We start from the raw sequence: 17302 nt of genomic DNA, 5'->3' as shown, positions 1-17302 counted from the left end.
ATGCCCTAACTAGCGGCGTGAGCGTCTAGCCCAAGCCAATTCAATCTGTTTCATTCGTGTCAGCGATTCCAACACAAGGTTACGTAAGTGTCGACAAAAATCTTCCATAAATAAAGCGGCTTGTTGTGATTTTCGGATTAAAATTGCATCAGTCACGAGTTTAAATAATGCAAATGCTTCTTGTAGTTCCCGCTTAGAGGTATTTAAGGTCAAAAAATAACTACGACGTAACGAAGGTAATAACTCTTTATAAAATTTCATTAGATAAGGATTACCCACCATATCTTGCTGTTCAGCTAAATATTGGAAGACCCCATCATAAAATTTTTCGATATCACCTGCTTTGACATGCTCAAGAAGTTGCTCTAATAGCAACTGTAATTGATCTGCTTCATGCGCACGCCATGTTTCGCTCATGCGTTGTACAATATGCCCCAATAACATCATATTTGTATCAAACAACGCTTTAACTTGTTGTGCAGACATTTCTGAGACAATTGCCCCACGGCGTGGAAATATCTCAATTAAATGAGTACGCTCTAATAATAACAATGCTTCACGAACTGATCCTCGGCTAACGTCAAGTTCTTTGGCAATACGTAGCTCTTGAATACGTTCACCTTCTACCAGCTCGCCACTAATGATCTGTTCGCTAATATATTTGACAATTTGCTCAGAAAGACTTTCTGTCTCTTCGAGATTCATAAATCACCCGCTACTTTTTATATGCATTAATCCATGCTTTTCTTTCGCATCCTTGTTTTTAACTGATCCCATCGATTAAAAACTATGTCATTGTCTGACAATTTCATTGCATTTTAAGCCAACTCATTTAAAAACAACACCAAAATCAGATGAATAAAAGCTTAGAGTACCCTTATATTTTATAAATAAAAAAAGCTCGAATTCCTAAAAATTCAAGCTTTTACATCACTGTCTTATAAATTTAAGATTTTAGCCTCTAGTGCATAATGCCTTTATAAATAAAATAACTGCCTACAACCACTAATAGGCAAGCAAAGCATTTTTTTAACATCTGCGGCGATAACGCATGAGCAACCTTTGCTCCAAACTTCGCCGTGACAAAACTCATGACACTAATGCCAATAAATGCATAGATATGCACATAACCAATCGTGTTAGGCACTGAAATTTGTTCTTTCGCACCAAACCACATAAAGCCAATCGCTCCAGCAACTGCAATTGGTAAACCACAAGCGGCAGAAGTCGCGACTGCTTTTTGCATGACCACGCCATGACGGTTTAAATATGGAACGGTTAAACTTCCTCCTCCAATTCCAAAAATTGCAGAGGCAATACCAATGCCTCCACCCGCCATTAATTGCATAGGGGTTGAAGGAAGCTGACGCGTTGGATCAACAACTACATGTGCTCCTTTAAACATCCGATAGGCCATCGCAACTGCAAAAATACCAATAAGAAGTTGCAAATGCTGACCAGACATCAGGTCGGCAATACCCGCCCCTAAAAATGAACCTAATACTAACCCTGGTGCTAAATTACGAAAAACCGGCCAAAGTACAGCACCTTTTTTATGATGAGCTGAAACAGAACTAAAAGACGTCACAATAATGGTTGCAAGCGATGTTCCGACTGCAATATGCATGATTACTGCGGGATCGTAGTGCAATTGGGTAAAAACCACATAGAGGATTGGTACAATAATTAGTCCACCACCAACTCCAAACAATCCGGCAGTAAAACCAGCAATTGCGCCAATGAGTAAATATATGATTAACTCCATAAATGTTTTACCACTCTGCTCATATTCAACATGGATTTAGAGACTCGCCAACTACAACAACTTTTAAGCGCAAAAAACCAGCTTCCAGAAGTGGTTTTATTAAAAGCAACCACAACTTCGACCAATGATGATATTCGTGAAATTGCCCAAAAAGGCATTACAACGGGCTTGGTTTGCAGTGCTCAACAAACTCAAGGGCGAGGTCAACATCAACGGCAATGGATTTCACCTGAAGGAAACATTTATTTAAGCACATTGGTGCAAACTCGAACACCCTTAGATGGTCGCTTAGCACTTGAAGTTGCTCTGAATATTTTGCAAATCCCCCAGTTACAAGCTCTGAATTTGCAAGTGAAATGGCCAAACGATTTATATAGCGCTCAGGGTAAATGGGGTGGAATTTTAGTCGAACCACTGTCTCAACATCAGGCTATTGTGGGTGTAGGTATTAATTTAAAAACACCACCAGTGACTGATAGTGATCAACCAATTACCTCTTTAGAAGATTTGGGCCTAGAGCAAATGGGTCGTCTTGAGTTAATTTCAGAACTTTATATTGCGATTCAAAATGCTGCTCGCTGGTTTGATCATGGCTGCTACAATTTAGCGGGACGTTTTAACCACCATGCAGCATGGTTAAATCAATTAGTTCAGTTTGAACATAGCCAAGGACTGGTACATGGCCGTTTCGTTGGAATCTCCAATGAAGGTGCAGTCATTCTTGAAACACCAGAACCAAAGCAGTTTTATCAAGGTCGTTTAAGACCACAGACAACTCAGTAAATAGGTGTTTTCCCAATGAAAAGTTTATGGCTTGATATCGGAAACACCCGTTTAAAATACTGGATTACTGAAAATCAGCAAACTATTGAGCATGCAGCCGAGCTACATTTACAATCTCCTGCCGATTTATTACTTGGGTTAATCCAACACTTTAAGCATCAAGGTCTACATCGAATCGGGGTTTCTTCGGTACTCGATACCGAGAATAATCAACGCATTCAGCAGATTTTAAAATGGCTTGAAATTCCAATAGTTTTTGCGAAAGTCCATTCTGAATATGCAGGCTTACAGTGTGGTTATGAAGTTCCAAGTCAGCTCGGGATTGACCGCTGGTTACAAGTGTTAGCTGTAGCTCAAGCAGATGAAAACTATTGCATTATTGGTTGCGGAACAGCACTCACAATTGACCTAACTCAAGGTAAACAGCATTTAGGAGGTTACATCCTGCCTAATTTGTATTTGCAGCGAGATGCTCTTATTCAAAATACCAAGGGTATTAAAATTCCAGACTCAGCTTTTGACAATCTAAATCCAGGCAATAACACTGTAGATGCAGTACATCACGGTATTTTATTAGGCCTCATTAGTACCATTGAAAATATTATGCAGCAATCTCCTAAAAAGCTGCTGCTAACTGGTGGCGATGCGACACTATTTGCCAAGTTCTTACAAAAATATGAGCCTGTTGTGGAAACCGATCTTTTACTCAAAGGACTACAGCAATATATTGCTCATTATCCTAAAGACTAAAATACACAACAAAATAAAAGGCGCTATATGCGCCTTTTATTTTATGGATTTATTTCTTTTGGTCGTTGTTACCAAACAGTGGACCCATTCCGCCACCGCCGCCGCCAAATTGCTTTTGCATATTGCCTAATGAACGCATCATTTTGCTCATACCAGATGGATTCGCAAATTTCTTCATCATTTTGGCCATTTGCGCTTGTTGCTTAATGAGTTTGTTCACTTCAGCAACATCCATACCGCAACCTGCCGCAATACGTTTTTTACGACTTGGGTTCATTAAGTCCGGATTACGACGCTCTTTAACAGTCATTGACTGGATAATAGCTTCCATCTTCTTGACTTGTTTTTCAGGGTTCGCTTGCTCAATCGCTTGCTGAATTCCTGCACCGCTCATGCCAGGCAACTTGTCTAAGAAGCCCATCATGCCGCCCATTTTTTTCATTTGCTCAAATTGCATCAGCATATCTTCAAAGTTGAAGCTACCGCCTTTTTGCAATTTTTTCGCCATTTTTTCGGCTTTTTCTTTGTCGATTTTACGTTCAACTTCTTCGACTAAAGAAAGTACGTCACCCATGCCTAAAATACGTTGAGCAACACGGTCCGGGTGGAATGGTTCTAAAGCATCAAGCTTCTCACCCATACCCAAGAACTTGATTGGCTTACCAGTAATGGCACGCACAGAAAGCGCTGCACCACCACGTGCATCACCATCAGTTTTAGTAAGAATCACACCGGTAAGTGCTAAAGCATCATTAAATGCTTTTGCTGTATTTGCAGCATCCTGACCTGTCATGGCATCAACCACAAACAAGGTCTCAGTCGGCTTAACTGCTGCATGCAATTCTTTAATTTCGTCCATCATGTCTGCATCGACATGTAGACGACCTGCGGTATCGACAATCAATACATCAGCAAACTGGATTTTTGCCTGTTCAATTGCACGATTAACAATATCAATTGGCTTTTCAGAAGGATCTGAAGGAATAAAGCCTGCACCAACTTCATTTGAAACAGTTTCTAACTGTTTAATTGCTGCCGGACGATAAACGTCGGCAGAAACAGTCATTACTTTTTTCTTTTGACGTTCTTTTAAGAAACGTGCCAGCTTGGCAGCAGTTGTAGTTTTACCCGCACCTTGTAAACCAGCAAGTAATACTACAACAGGAGGTTTCGCACTTAAATCAAGTGTTTCATTCGCCTCACCCATCATCTTGGTGAGTTCGTCATAGACAATTTTTACAAATGCCTGGCCTGGTGATAACTGAGTCATCACTTCTTGGCCCAATGCCTCTTCCTTAACTTTCGCGATAAATTCACGAGTTACAGGTAACGCGACATCGGCTTCAAGAAGTGCCATACGTACTTCACGTAAGGTATCTTTAATATTGTCTTCGGTCAGCTGCCCTGAGCCAGTAACATTTCTTAAACTCTGTGTGAGTCGTTCTGTTAAGGTATCAAACATTGCAAAATCCGCTTAAAATGGCTAGTTGCAAAAAAATCTTTCTCGAAATAGAAAATTTATGCATAGAATGCTATAGGATACTTTAGTTCGCAGCGAATTTATATCTTATATAGATGAATTAATCCTGAAAAAGGTTTGACATGATTAGCCTCCCCTTGGTTTACACAATTTTGGCACTCATCGCATATACCACTTCTTTCTGGTATCTGTTTATTCGTTTAATGTCAAAACGTGAACCAAACTCATGGTTATTTGCTTTTGTTACTATCTTGGCACTACTGTTGCACGGTACAGTTTTATGCGATGCCATGCTTACACCAGCGGGAATTAACTACGATGTCTTTAACCTGATGTCTTTCACATCGGGACTTATGCTATTGTTAAGCTTAATTTTTAGTACTTTCCGCCCTATTCTGCCGTTAAACTTGTTAGGCATTCCTGTCGCAGCTATTGGTCTTATTTTAGGTTTTGCATTTAGTCGACCAGACCAATTTATTGAGCAGCATTCGCTAGGTCTTGATACTCATATTATTCTTTCACTTTCTGCCTATGCAGTTTTACTGATGGCAACCATACATGCAATCTTAATATGGTTCCAAAATCGTGAACTCAAAAAGAAACAAAAAAAACGTTTTTGGGTCAACTTACTCCCGCCAATTCAAGCGATGGAATCTTTGTTATTTGATCTAATCATTACTGGTTTCATTTTATTAACGATTGCGCTTACATTTGGTTTTTTAACCATTGATAACTTCTTTGCTCAGCATCTTGCTCATAAAACCGTATTTAGTATTATTTCTTGGTTTATCTATGGTGCATTACTGATTGGCCATTACAAGCTTGGTTGGAGAGGTCAAAAAGCAATTCGTTTTACCTTAATAGGTTTTGTACTTTTAGCGATTGGATTTATCGGTAGTAAATTTGTGCTTGAGATGATCTTAGGGCGCTAGGAAAATTAAAATTTAATCGATACTAGACAGCGTTATGCATATCCCGTATAACGCTGTTTTTCGTTTTACTCAGGTGACACAGACTGTGAAACTCATACTCGCTCCAATGGAAGGTTTAACTGACCCGATCATGCGGGATACACTCACATCTGTTGGTGATTTCGACTGGTGTGTGACCGAGTTTATTCGCGTTACAGACAGTATTTTGCCAGACCACATCTATTATAGTTTTTGTCCTGAACTAAAAAATGATGGTAAAACAGCAGCCGGTACGCCTGTTCATGTTCAGTTCCTAGGTAATAACCCAGATATGCTGGCAGCAAATGCAGCAAAAGTTGTTGAATTGGGTGCACCTGCAATCGATCTTAATTTCGGTTGTCCTGCAAAAACCGTTAATCGACATCGTGGTGGTTCAGTACTTCTCGATGAACCCGATGTTGTACATCTACTGATTAAAGCAGTAAGAGATGCAGTACCTGAACATATTCCTGTTTCAGCAAAAATGCGTTTAGGTTATCTCGATGAAAACCATACGATGGAAAATGCCCATGCTGTTGAAGATGCGGGTGCAAGCTGGTTAACTGTACACGCTCGAACTAAAGCAGATGGCTATACGCCACCAGCTTATTGGGAAAAAATTCTACCCATTAAAGAAGCTTTAAAAATTAATGTGATTGCTAACGGTGAAATCTGGACCAATGCTGATGCTAGAGCCTGTCAGCAACAATCTAGTTGTGAAGACTTAATGATTGGCCGTGGTGCGGTGACAACTCCTGATTTAACCCAATGCATTCGCCAAAATATGGATGAAGCGTTATTTAGTTGGGAACAACTCGTTGACTTACAAATTCGCTTTTTAAACGGTCAAGCAAAAACAGAAATTGGGATGGTTGGTCGTTATAAACAGTGGTTAGGTATGATGACCAAAGCCTACCCTCAAGCGAAAGAATTATGGGATCAAGTCAAACGAATTAAAGCTTTAGATGAGATTGTTCAACAATTAGAACACACCAGATCAGATACTATTTAACTCGCTATAACCTTAAAAAAAAGAGGGCGATTGTTTTCACAGCCGCCCTCTTTCGTATTTCAGGTTAAGCTATTATTCTTTTTTAAAAGCCGCTTACTTTCATTTTAAAGTCAGATACAGAAACGCCAGTGACACCAAAATTCCCCATAGAGCCATTAGGTAAATTATTAAACGTTGTTGTACTTTGAGTACCCATATTTCCTAAAGTGACATTATTAAGTGAAGCATCAAATTTACTAGATGCACCTATATTCCCAAAAGTTAATCCAGTTGGTTCAACACCTGCATAAAAACCATCTAACACAAAACCAGTTGAAGTATTTGTTCCTGCAAACTTAAACCCAAATGTAGCACCCGTATTATCGGACACTAAAGTAATTGGACAACCCGTAGCAGCAGAACAAATAGATTGAATTGCTCCACCAAATTTAACCATGACGGACTGGGCAGCATGACCCAGTTGAATATTTAAACGGGGTTTATTGGTTTGTACAAAGTTAATATCAAGATTTCCAGTAGAACGAATGATTTCTTTTACACCCGTATTTACTGTCGTTCCCGAACTAAAAATTGATTTTGGTGCATAACTTGTTAATGCATAATCGGATGGGCTAGATAAAGATGTACTTGGGGCTAAATAAACTGAAAAAGGTAGAAGTCGAATACCGTTTACATCATTCCCCATAGATATAGCTAAATTTAAAAAAGGATTTCCACCCCCAGCATCGGTATCCATTGCAATATTAAAAGAAGGATTACCCGATACAGCAGCTTTAATAAACTCTATACCAGGAACTGGGTTAGTAGAGTTTCCAGCAATGACAAAACCAGCCTTACTGTTATAAGAAGTTGAAGCAATACCGTTAGTATCAATGAGTGCGACCTGGTTAAATTTAACTTTATCGGCCTGAATTCCTAAAGTTAAGCCATTTTGGCCCGTCGCTGCTGCAAGGCTTTGATCATCCAAAGGCTGCATTGCAAAAACACTTGAACTACTGGCAAGTAGCAGCCAGAACCCTATATTCTTATTCTTCATGTCGCTCTAATCCTTAAGAGACAAACGCTTATTATTTGTTCAGACTAACAGAATAATATTCAAGTACAAAGCAATTATCTCTATAACCCGACGAATGCAAATCCAATCACACTAAAATAAAATTTATATAAAAAAGTGACGATAATCGTCACTTTTATTCATTAGTTAAAGGCGCCATTTCTAGGCACAATACTAAAGCTACTATTTAAGCGTCCACCAGTAATTGCAAGCTCACCTAAACGTGCTCCAGCTCCTGTTGAAGGCGGATAGAAATTAATATCTTTTACACGTAATGCGCCGTCAATACTCTTATCAGGGTTAAAATAAACCGCTGTATTTACGCCAACTTTACCTAAACCACTTGTTGTATCTTTACCCACAACCAAAGCGGTATTAAACGCTAGCTTTCCTGCAATATTGTCAAAACCAATTGCAGAACCATCGATCGGATCACTAATTTGAACCGTATTTCCAGTTGCTGTGGCAGGTATGGTGAAATCGCCCAATACAGTTAAAGCACTACCATCTGCAATTGAACTGTTTGGCACAATTGATAAGTTAAGATCGCCACCTAAACGGAGTTTTAGACCAAATAAGACATCATTATTTTTGGCAAAATTATCGATAGGTGAAGTACATGAACCCGTCGCTGGACAAGTTTTATATTTAGCCCCTGGTAAATAACCTGCTGCAATTTCTGTTGATAAAGCAAGTAGCATCTCTTTTAAACTAATATTAAGACTGCCATTTTCTAAACCAATACTTCCATTGCCCTTGAGGAACATATCGATATTACGTAAGCCCATGTAATAATCAGTAGGACTACCACCATTATTAGCATTTGGAGAACCATCAATTAATAAAATTGAGGTTGTTTTGGTTCCAGTCGCATCACGTCCCGTAGTTCCAGCAGCAATACCAAAACCTAAACGCGAAGTTGTTCCGGATGTAGCCACAGCATTTCGAATAGGCTTACCATTTGCATCTTTTGTGTAGTAATAAGCACTATTTGCCGGTGCATCTAAACCATATACAGCAGCGTTAGCATTTAAGTTATAAAAAGGTAATGCTAGGCCCCACTGGTTATTTGCACCATTATCTGCAAACTGATTGGCAGCAGCAACATTCGCACTTGTCGTAAAACGACCGCGTCTTGAAAATGCTTGAAACTCTGCTCCACGCATCGCAAGAATTAAGCTAAACGGATTAGTGACCGTATCACGGTGAATGTTATGTTGATAATCAGCAGTTGTTGTTAAAGTACCCGCCCCTAAACGAATTGCATTTAAAGTCGCGTTGTTTGGCATTAATAATGTTTTTGTATCAGCAAGATTTAGATAAATATTTCCGCTGTCGAAATAACCACGCGTAGCTGAGTTAAGACCAGTTAAATTGCCAAACTCGAAACCATAAGCATTCAGACCTGCTCCACCAATTTCTAAAGTAGTTGCTTTACCATCTGCACCTAGCATTGAATCATTATCTTTAGTGAATTCACCTTTCATACGAAAGGCGATCCCAGAATTACCTAAAATGCTATTACTTGAGCCCGTACCTGTGGCGGTATTTGCTGTACCTAATATTGTTGTATCTGACGTACCATCCATACCACGGACTTGTAAATAGCTATTTACCATACGTCCGCTAGCACCTAAACGAATTAAACCTTTCGCATTTTGGGGACTATTGGTTGCGTCTAAAGCATAAGGGTTAGTTTTATCGACATTCGAGCTGAGCATCACCTCAATATTTAGGCCTGAATTGGTTACTTTGCCACTACTGTCAACATACGTACCCGCAGTTAAACCAGAAGCTGAATCTGCTACACGGTTAAAATCAACATAGCCATAGGTAGTATTCGGAGTTTGCACTACACCAGCAACATTAGTTCCAGTATTTGTCTGTAAAACTAAGCCACGAGTTGGGTCAATTAACATCGCTCCTTTACCAACAAAATTAAAGTTAAAATTTCTTAAAATTAACTGATTTAACTGGCTACGAGCATCCAATTCTCCTAGATAAATATTGGCATTATTAATACCAAGTGTCATGCTTGACTGGCTATTTGCATTAAATAAACCATCTTGGGTTGTAAGTGCCAAATTTAGAGGGGAAGTCGTTTGAATAGCCAACTGCCCTAAAGTTGGCGAGCATGTAGCTGAACTATTACAAACTTTAACGCTATTTACAGTAATGAGTGATGGACTGCTTTGCATAGAAAAGTCGAGTCCAGTTTTACCCGTAGTAGGGTTACTCCCTACATCTAAACGGTAATTTGTACTTAAAGGCTGACTAGATGCATTACTTTTTTGAACTTTTATCCCGCTTGCTTGTGCTCTTAAGACCTGATCTGCACTACTAGGTGTCCCTGCATGATCATCCCAGTAGGCATTATCAATATTGATTTCATTAAAGGTCGTTTGAATCGAAATCCCATCTTGTCCATTAACAGCACTCAAGTCAGCATCTGTTAAAGCTTCTAAAGCAAAAACATGTCCGCTCACTAACAACATGCTGGTTGTTAATGCGTTTAAAATAAACTTTGAGCTGTGATTTTCATTATTTTTTTTCATCACTTCAGTTCCTTTGAAATCAACATTAACCCTTAACAACGAGGATGGCTTCCATCACAGCTAAAGACCATGACTTTCCCTTGGATAGCCAAATTCCCATTCATCATCAAGCCCATAAAACCAGTTTCACGTCCATGGTCATACGCCGATGGTGTGGCAGTCGCCACTTGTTGGTTCGCACTGTTAGCAGTCGCCGCATAAGTTGGCTTTTTGAAATATGCATAATCATACATATTTGCGCTGGACCCTTGCGCTGTTGTTGAGCTAGTAAAGTTATCTTGCTCAATTGATAAGGCATTAAACCCAAAGTTACGAATTAAAATTGGCTGCGCTGCACTAAAACTAAGCTGAATAGCAGGCTTAATCATTTCAGTATTGTTTTTATCCAAATACTTTAAATCAGCACCATCTAAACCCATTTTTTGGATATTTAAAGTACCTTGTACACCTTTAAATACAAGCCAAAGTTTATTACCACTATCGCTATTTTCGGCCCAACCACTTGGTTTGGTCGCATCTGCCTGTACAAAACGTTTGTTAATTGCCAAACCAATATGACAGAACTCTAGGTTCTCACAGACACCACCACTACCATTGTCAAATACACCATTAGCTGTCTGGTTTAAATTGAGCATTAAAGATAAATCAGCACCAGCTTGGCCATTAATTGCCTGTAATGCTTCATTATCTAAAGTTTGTAGCTCTGCATGAGTCAATGTTGCACAAAGAGCAAGGAGTAAAATAGTTATTTTTTTCATATCATTCTCCTCCTCTTATAGGCCTTTGGTTGTTAGTTTTAAGTGCTGAATTAAAACACCGTCAATTGAAGCTGACCCTAAGTTATTTAAAGGACTAATGTTAGACAAAGCTGGAGCTTGATTGGCTGTTGGAATGACATAGCCAGTTGTGCCATTACTACTACCAATTAAATCGTTAATGACAGCATTTCTTGAAGTCAACCATGGAATAGCAGAGTTAGTCCAATCACGATTCGAAGTAGCTCCATACATTGGAGTTGAACCTGATGTGCTCGTACATCCTAGTGCACCAGAGCACTTTGGAGCATCAGCTGGTTTTGTTGTTGGATTTGTAATAACCCAAGCCCCAGTTCCTTTGTTATATTCCCACTGATATAGGTAACCAACAGTCTTATAACCACAGTCCGAATTAAACAAACCACAACTATATTCTTGATTCCAAGTTTGAGTGTTCTGCTGTCTTTGTTTAAAACGGACCTCTGTCATCGTAGCTGAAGTGGTACCAGATACTGAATTAGTCAGTGATACTAAACTACCGGCAGAAGTTCCAGAAACTTGCGTACCTGTTGAAATTAAACGACCAAAGGAAACTCCAATTGCTCCTTCACCGGTATTTGCTAACAAGGTTTTCCCATTATCAGGACTATATACGGTACCAATCGTAATACTACTATGCGTAGGGTTAACACATGAATAAACATTACATGTAGAACCTTTGTAAGACGTGTCAGCACCTGTGTAATCAGTATAAATCTGTTTATATATTTCTGGTTTATTTGCAATTCGCGCAATTTCAATACTAAAGTTTTTGCCGTCAGAACCTAAAATAAGCGGTTGATATAAGTTACCTAATACTAAATTAATATTTGGGTTATAGAGATATAAGCCTTCACTATCAGCAAACTTCGGTGCTACGGCGCCTGTAGAATCAAATGCAGGTGTATATAAATTGTTTGATGCATTTGGTGAGTCTGAAGTTTCTCGTGTACTAAATCGCAATACCTTACTTGTATCATTAAAAGCAATTCGTGTTTTATTCGATGTTTTTGTATCTGTTCTAGTTCGATTTTCTACATAGTAACGGCATCCACGAGAGGTACTAAAACTCCCTGTTCCACTGTTACCACAATCTCCAGTACTACTTGCACTTAAAGTTGAGTTTGCACCAGCATGTACGGTTTGCCATCCGTTATTAGTACTTGTGGCGTATGTCTGCGTTTGACTCGTAACATTTTCAGTCACAATACTAGTATTTTTACTATCACCTGTATTTAAGCGAACTAGTCCAGACATCCCTAACGTATTATTATAAAAAGGGCTCATTCCTCCACCAGTAGTTGCACCACCTAATGTTTGAAACAAACTGATCTGGCTACCATTTAAACTAAAGCCATTTAGAATGCCTTGCAAACGTAACCGGTTAGCACGAGTTGTATCAATACTGGTACCAATTAGCCCATTATTATTACCATATTGAAATTGGGCTAGAGAACCATTCGTTGTAGCGACAACATTGGGATTACGTACAAATGCATCAGCCCATAGCCCTAATTTTAAATTATATGCATCAGCTCCTTCTGCCCCATCAATTAATGGTTGATATAGAGGAGCTTCTAAAGATAAATATGTTACTGGGTAAACACCGCTATCTGTTGTACTAAAATTAGGAACATTGGTCACAGTTTTTACTTTAAATATCCATGGATTGGCTCCTGTGCCCCAACTTGAAATCGCTGCTGCAGCTGAGGTGTTAGCAATACGCGAATTTGCATCGCCATCTGACTTAGATAATGCTAATCCATAAAGAAATATATCTGCTTTACCTACTGCGCGGTCTTCTGGCCCAACAGCGCCATTACCACTGGTATCAGCCGCAGCAACACTCAAGGGCCCTACGGGTACATAGTTAATATAACCTGTATCTTTACTACGATCGGTAATAATTTGATTTACAGATTCATTTGGACCAGCGCCACGAAATACCATGAATGTATTTTGCGGTAATATCGCAATACCTTCACCTGTAGTTTCACTTAAACCAGCATCAGAAAGTTCTTCAAGAGCAAAGCTTGACTGACTTAAAAAAAGTCCAATTAAACTTGCTAACACGGTTTTTTGAAACCTTACCGTATAATTAAGTGTAGTCATCGTGACCTTCCTGTTTTATACGATGCCGCGCACCATATTTCTTTTTCTTTAACAGTCCTTGATGTGAGATGAGATTATTTCCTTTTTCACCTCACAAGGGGCAAACTTTAAAAATTGCCAACCTTTCCACATTTCCATTATGCTGAATATTTAGTCAAATGCAAAAGTAAATAAATAAAAAAGCATTTTTCCGATGAATGAAATATAGCAAATACATTAAAATCAATTAACAGAATTTTAAAGAACCATAGCAGTTAGCTGAGAAATTCTGTTTTTGTAGCACTACATTAGTTAAAGCCATAGAAGCTGGGGTTTTTCCTGTTAAATCAACAGTTCCAATTGGAAGATTACCTAAAAGTAGACAATTGTATGCAAATGCTCCACACGGCACAGGATTACTATTTAAGTAGGAGCTCACTTGTCCTAAAGCATCATTAATAGTAGCTAGAGCAATATCGACACTCCCAGTAGGAGTAATTTGACCAATATCAATTGGATTAGTAAGTTCTAACCACCATCCAGTTTGTGCCGTTGAAGCAGCCTCAGGCCATAATATATTTACACCTTGTACAGATAAATAACCTGCAGATCCATTTAATTGCGCGGCATGGAAATAACCTAGACTTTGTTTAATTGCCACATTTACATCAAGATTATTTACTGTTCCAGTTACATTACCTGAAATCGCAACCGGAAGACCGAGCACTGAAGCCGTTGCATCTAAAGTTCCTGTAACTGAAATTCCTCCGACCCTTGCAGTCGCATTTAAATTCGCTGTATTAATACGCTTACCCGTAATAATTTGTTGCCCCATAGATAACGTGCCTGTACCAGTACCCAAGTTTAGGTTATAAGAATTAGATGTAAATGGAACTGTATATAGATTACCTAGAACTTGCGCTCGTCCTGTAATTGCTGTTCCTGTTTCATCTTGGGTAATACCATAGTAAGGATTCGTAGTTACCGTACCACCAGTTGGTTTAGTGACCATATATCCACTTAATGAATTAATACCGCTAGGTGCATCACCATTTTCTAAACCAAAAGTAAGTAAACCCGAAAGTGACTTAGCACTTAATCGAAAACCCTGAATTTCACGAGTGGAAGCCGAGTCTGGATTTTTAACAGCAAATTCTAAAAATGGATTAGTAATAATAGCGGAAGAAGAGGCTCGCTCAGTACTAGTACTATCTACTGTGCCCCCACTTAAACTCAGATAATCAATGTCAATGTCGCAGGCACCTGCTCCATTTACGCCCCCACAACCTAACTGTAATTTTTTAATATTGGCATTAATTTCTAATTGAGCATCTAATGCAAGTCGATAAAACCCCATATTTCCATTTGAACTTGAGTTACTTGCAGAATCTGTAGGCGCAATATAAGACATACCCATTAAAGCTTGGCCGCGGGTCGCTGATAATTCAGCATCTGACATAGGGACTAGTGTAGAAGCAGCATAGGCTGAGGAAAAGCATAAGCTTCCGAGTGTCAAAAGTGCTACTCGAAGAGACGTAAACTGTCGCATGGCCGACCTCCATATCCGTGGGGGCATAATCCTGTTTAATTTCTTTTTATTTGGCTTATCTAAGTTTGATAAATATTCAACTAAACATTATCAAAGAGAGCCTATATCAACCACATTTGTTTTTAAATTCTGTGATGCAAAACAAAAAAACAAATCAATTATTGATCATATTATATCATTTTTTACAAAAGGAAACTGTCGTTCATCATAATTCCGATAAACGCTTCTCACAAAATTTTATTTATAAAATTGGGCCACCTAAGTGACCCATTATTTTTAAAATCTTTTCATCGAGGAAACATTAAGTTTTAGGAAGCGTAACACCTGTTTGACCTTGATATTTACCACCACGGTCTTTATACGAGGTTTCACATACTTCGTCACTTTCAAAGAATAGCATTTGTGCTACGCCTTCCCCAGCATAAATACGCGCAGGTAAATTTGTCGTATTTGAAAATTCTAACGTAACGTGACCTTCCCATTCTGGTTCTAATGGAGTCACATTTACAATAATACCGCAACGAGCATAGGTCGATTTACCTAAGCACACTGTTAACACATTGCGAGGAATACGGAAATATTCAATTGTACGCGCTAGAGCAAATGAGTTTGGCGGAATAATACAAACATCAGACTCAATATCGATAAAACTTTTGTCATCAAAATTCTTTGGATCGACAATTGCAGAATGTACGTTTGTAAAAACCTTGAATTCACGGGCACAGCGTACATCATAACCATAGCTAGAGACCCCGTAGGAAATCAACTTTTCACCATTTTCATCAAAACGGACTTGATTCTCTGCATAAGGTTCAATCATGCCGTGTTTTTCGCTCATTTCGCGAATCCAACGATCAGACTTAATGGCCATGTATTTTCTATCCAAAAGGTAAATTCATTGATTTCGACGTACTTTAACTTAAAAAACCAATTATGAAAACAACACAGAGCTACTCAAATAAATAAGAATAGCTCAGCGGTACATTTAAAGGTTCAGTAAAGCAGAATAACTTATTGGAATTGAAAAGCTGACTAAAACAAGTGAAGCGGTTTTTTGCAAGTTAGTTTGATTTAACCAACCCACTTTCCTAGAAGCTAAAACCGATCCCAAGAAAATCCAGAACAACGCAATTGGTGTAATAAGCGCTAAATAAGCCATCATATGAATTAAATAAATATGAAAATTACTCCATGCCGCTACTGGGAAAATTGCTGAGGCAAAGAGTAATGCTTTTGGGTTTAATAAAGTGGCGCAGAATAACTCACGAGCACGAATCGTTGGCTGATTTAATTCAACTTCTTGATTTGCCGTATGCCATAACTTAATGGCTAAGAAAATAATATAGCAAGCGCTCAATAGCTTTAGGATAGGCGGAAGCATTGGTAGTGTGCTAGACACTTTTCCAATCAACATTCCCCATGCAGAAATAGAGATGATATAACCCAAAACTTCTGCTGGAATAAGTTTTACTGACTTCCTTAAGCCCACTTGCACCCCTGAAGAAGCGAGTAGTGTATTGGTTGGGCCTGGAGTAAGTAAAATTGTGGCTACTAAGCCAATAAAAAGCCATGAAATCATTGAATGACCTCACAATATAGTCATCTCAGATTAATTGATATCCTGTCACAAGGCAAAAGGTAATTGTAAGACAAAGTATTTCAAATTATTTTCAAAATAAAAATAAATTTTATAAAAACAAATATTTATATAAATACCATATAAATTCAAGAAGAAAACTTTACGGTCAGTTGGGATGCTTTTCAAATAGATTCTGACTTAAGTAACACAAGTATTTTTATTTTAAGTCTATTTTTCCATCAAAAGTCTTTATAATAAAAAATATATAGCAATGGTAAGTTTAAATTTTAAGCTTTTAATAAGTTTCAATTCATATATTGTTTCTGATTTTTTTATATAGAGCATCGCGCTTTACTACCCTCAATGATTATGGCAAAGCATTTTTTTCAATCTTGGCTTCCCTCCCCCGAGAAAGTTTCAAATATGAAATTTCTAAGGATTTTTGGTAAAAAGACCCTTAATCCTGTGCTTTGGTATGTCAATCGAAAATCTATCACCCGAGCTGTTTTTGTTGGAACTTTTTTTGGTTTACTGCCTATTCCTTTTCACAGCGTATTTATTGTGATGGCTGTATTGCTATTTGAAGTAAATTTACCGATTAGCTTAATGCTTGCTTGGTTAAGTAACCCGCTTACATTAGTTCCTATTCTGTATATTGGTTTTTGGTTCGGTGCACACATTTTTCATGTGCATATGATTAACAAAGAAATGTTGCTGGGTGTATTGCATCAAATTTCTCGCTGGATCACTCATTTCGGCCATGGCCATATTGATTTTAGTCTCGCGAAAATCTTGATGACCGGTCTGGTTGTCGAAGCTTTTGTATTTGCTGTCATTTTATATATATGTACAGAAATTTTCTGGCGCTGGATGGTCGTTAAAAACTGGAAAAATAGACATCGTCAAAAGAAGCAAGAAGAGGTTTTATAAAAGCTTCACT

General features: G+C 38.4%; 15 protein-coding genes. 5 read left to right on the top strand and 10 right to left on the bottom strand.

Features of this window, described 5'->3' with window-relative positions; all coding sequences use genetic code 11:
- Positions 1-9 precede the first annotated feature (9 nt).
- Both KTJ10_RS14675 and KTJ10_RS14670 read right to left on the bottom strand, forming a co-directional pair.
- Positions 10-705 carry a GntR family transcriptional regulator gene (locus KTJ10_RS14675; protein WP_016144478.1) on the bottom strand — a complete coding sequence of 232 codons (696 nt, stop codon included), beginning with the start codon at positions 703-705 and terminating at the stop codon, positions 10-12.
- Between the two features lie 256 nt (positions 706-961).
- On the bottom strand, positions 962-1765 hold the full coding sequence (locus KTJ10_RS14670) for a sulfite exporter TauE/SafE family protein (RefSeq protein WP_262442329.1): 804 nt from the start codon (positions 1763-1765) through the stop codon (positions 962-964).
- A 30-nt stretch (positions 1766-1795) separates the two neighbouring features.
- Between KTJ10_RS14670 and KTJ10_RS14665 the strand changes: the two genes are divergently transcribed.
- Complete coding sequence (locus tag KTJ10_RS14665; protein ID WP_262442328.1) at positions 1796-2548, top strand: biotin--[acetyl-CoA-carboxylase] ligase; 753 nt, start codon at positions 1796-1798, stop codon at positions 2546-2548.
- A 15-nt stretch (positions 2549-2563) separates the two neighbouring features.
- Positions 2564-3298: a pantothenate kinase gene (locus tag KTJ10_RS14660; RefSeq protein ID WP_262442327.1), complete on the top strand. Its 735-nt coding sequence runs from the start codon at positions 2564-2566 to the stop codon at positions 3296-3298.
- Between the two features lie 49 nt (positions 3299-3347).
- On the opposite strand, the gene ffh is transcribed toward KTJ10_RS14660, so the two are convergent.
- Complete coding sequence (gene ffh, locus KTJ10_RS14655; RefSeq protein WP_002120334.1) at positions 3348-4760, bottom strand: signal recognition particle protein; 1413 nt, start codon at positions 4758-4760, stop codon at positions 3348-3350.
- Positions 4761-4900: 140 nt separating this feature from the next.
- Here ffh and KTJ10_RS14650 point away from each other — a divergent pair, with 140 nt between their 5' ends.
- The gene (locus tag KTJ10_RS14650) at positions 4901-5710 is read left to right on the top strand and encodes an inner membrane protein YpjD (protein ID WP_086266048.1); all 810 of its coding nucleotides are present in this window, start codon (positions 4901-4903) and stop codon (positions 5708-5710) included.
- 85 nt (positions 5711-5795) lie between these two features.
- The gene (locus tag KTJ10_RS14645) at positions 5796-6740 is read left to right on the top strand and encodes a tRNA dihydrouridine synthase (protein ID WP_262442326.1); all 945 of its coding nucleotides are present in this window, start codon (positions 5796-5798) and stop codon (positions 6738-6740) included.
- Between the two features lie 82 nt (positions 6741-6822).
- Here KTJ10_RS14645 and KTJ10_RS14640 read toward each other — a convergent pair whose 3' ends face one another.
- The 7 genes from KTJ10_RS14640 to KTJ10_RS14610 all read right to left on the bottom strand — a co-directional run bounded on the left by KTJ10_RS14640 (position 6823) and on the right by KTJ10_RS14610 (position 16362).
- The gene (locus tag KTJ10_RS14640) at positions 6823-7776 is read right to left on the bottom strand and encodes a DUF6160 family protein (RefSeq protein WP_262442325.1); all 954 of its coding nucleotides are present in this window, start codon (positions 7774-7776) and stop codon (positions 6823-6825) included.
- A 161-nt stretch (positions 7777-7937) separates the two neighbouring features.
- On the bottom strand, positions 7938-10349 hold the full coding sequence (locus KTJ10_RS14635) for a DUF6160 family protein (protein ID WP_262442324.1): 2412 nt from the start codon (positions 10347-10349) through the stop codon (positions 7938-7940).
- Positions 10350-10381: 32 nt separating this feature from the next.
- Complete coding sequence (locus KTJ10_RS14630; RefSeq protein WP_262442323.1) at positions 10382-11107, bottom strand: DUF6160 family protein; 726 nt, start codon at positions 11105-11107, stop codon at positions 10382-10384.
- 15 nt (positions 11108-11122) lie between these two features.
- Complete coding sequence (locus tag KTJ10_RS14625; RefSeq protein WP_262442322.1) at positions 11123-13255, bottom strand: hypothetical protein; 2133 nt, start codon at positions 13253-13255, stop codon at positions 11123-11125.
- Between the two features lie 226 nt (positions 13256-13481).
- Entirely contained in the window at positions 13482-14783 is a 1302-nt protein-coding gene (locus KTJ10_RS14620) for a hypothetical protein (RefSeq protein ID WP_262442321.1), read from the bottom strand.
- Positions 14784-15084: 301 nt separating this feature from the next.
- On the bottom strand, positions 15085-15654 hold the full coding sequence (gene dcd, locus KTJ10_RS14615) for a dCTP deaminase (protein WP_003653416.1): 570 nt from the start codon (positions 15652-15654) through the stop codon (positions 15085-15087).
- Between the two features lie 114 nt (positions 15655-15768).
- Positions 15769-16362 carry a LysE family translocator gene (locus tag KTJ10_RS14610; protein ID WP_086266053.1) on the bottom strand — a complete coding sequence of 198 codons (594 nt, stop codon included), beginning with the start codon at positions 16360-16362 and terminating at the stop codon, positions 15769-15771.
- Positions 16363-16725: 363 nt separating this feature from the next.
- On the opposite strand from KTJ10_RS14610, the gene KTJ10_RS14605 reads away from it, so the two are divergent.
- Entirely contained in the window at positions 16726-17292 is a 567-nt protein-coding gene (locus KTJ10_RS14605; RefSeq protein WP_199993053.1) for a DUF2062 domain-containing protein, read from the top strand.
- The last annotated feature ends 10 nt before the right edge of the window (positions 17293-17302 follow it).

Origin of the sequence: Acinetobacter sp. WU_MDCI_Abxc222 (assembly GCF_025514755.1) — a bacterium.
GTDB lineage: Bacteria > Pseudomonadota > Gammaproteobacteria > Pseudomonadales > Moraxellaceae > Acinetobacter > Acinetobacter geminorum.
This window is presented reverse-complemented; position numbering and strand designations above follow the sequence as displayed.

What these genes read in the sequence shown, in the direction of transcription:
- KTJ10_RS14675 (WP_016144478.1), bottom strand. Translation starts at nt 705, where the DNA reads ATGAATCTCGAAGAGACAGAAAGTCTTTCTGAGCAAATTGTCAAATAT.
- KTJ10_RS14670 (WP_262442329.1), bottom strand. Translation starts at nt 1,765, where the DNA reads ATGGAGTTAATCATATATTTACTCATTGGCGCAATTGCTGGTTTTACT.
- KTJ10_RS14665 (WP_262442328.1), top strand. Translation starts at nt 1,796, where the DNA reads ATGGATTTAGAGACTCGCCAACTACAACAACTTTTAAGCGCAAAAAAC.
- KTJ10_RS14660 (WP_262442327.1), top strand. Translation starts at nt 2,564, where the DNA reads ATGAAAAGTTTATGGCTTGATATCGGAAACACCCGTTTAAAATACTGG.
- ffh (WP_002120334.1), bottom strand. Translation starts at nt 4,760, where the DNA reads ATGTTTGATACCTTAACAGAACGACTCACACAGAGTTTAAGAAATGTT.
- KTJ10_RS14650 (WP_086266048.1), top strand. Translation starts at nt 4,901, where the DNA reads ATGATTAGCCTCCCCTTGGTTTACACAATTTTGGCACTCATCGCATAT.
- KTJ10_RS14640 (WP_262442325.1), bottom strand. Translation starts at nt 7,776, where the DNA reads ATGAAGAATAAGAATATAGGGTTCTGGCTGCTACTTGCCAGTAGTTCA.
- KTJ10_RS14635 (WP_262442324.1), bottom strand. Translation starts at nt 10,349, where the DNA reads ATGAAAAAAAATAATGAAAATCACAGCTCAAAGTTTATTTTAAACGCA.
- KTJ10_RS14630 (WP_262442323.1), bottom strand. Translation starts at nt 11,107, where the DNA reads ATGAAAAAAATAACTATTTTACTCCTTGCTCTTTGTGCAACATTGACT.
- KTJ10_RS14625 (WP_262442322.1), bottom strand. Translation starts at nt 13,255, where the DNA reads ATGACTACACTTAATTATACGGTAAGGTTTCAAAAAACCGTGTTAGCA.
- KTJ10_RS14620 (WP_262442321.1), bottom strand. Translation starts at nt 14,783, where the DNA reads ATGCGACAGTTTACGTCTCTTCGAGTAGCACTTTTGACACTCGGAAGC.
- dcd (WP_003653416.1), bottom strand. Translation starts at nt 15,654, where the DNA reads ATGGCCATTAAGTCTGATCGTTGGATTCGCGAAATGAGCGAAAAACAC.
- KTJ10_RS14610 (WP_086266053.1), bottom strand. Translation starts at nt 16,362, where the DNA reads ATGATTTCATGGCTTTTTATTGGCTTAGTAGCCACAATTTTACTTACT.
- KTJ10_RS14605 (WP_199993053.1), top strand. Translation starts at nt 16,726, where the DNA reads ATGATTATGGCAAAGCATTTTTTTCAATCTTGGCTTCCCTCCCCCGAG.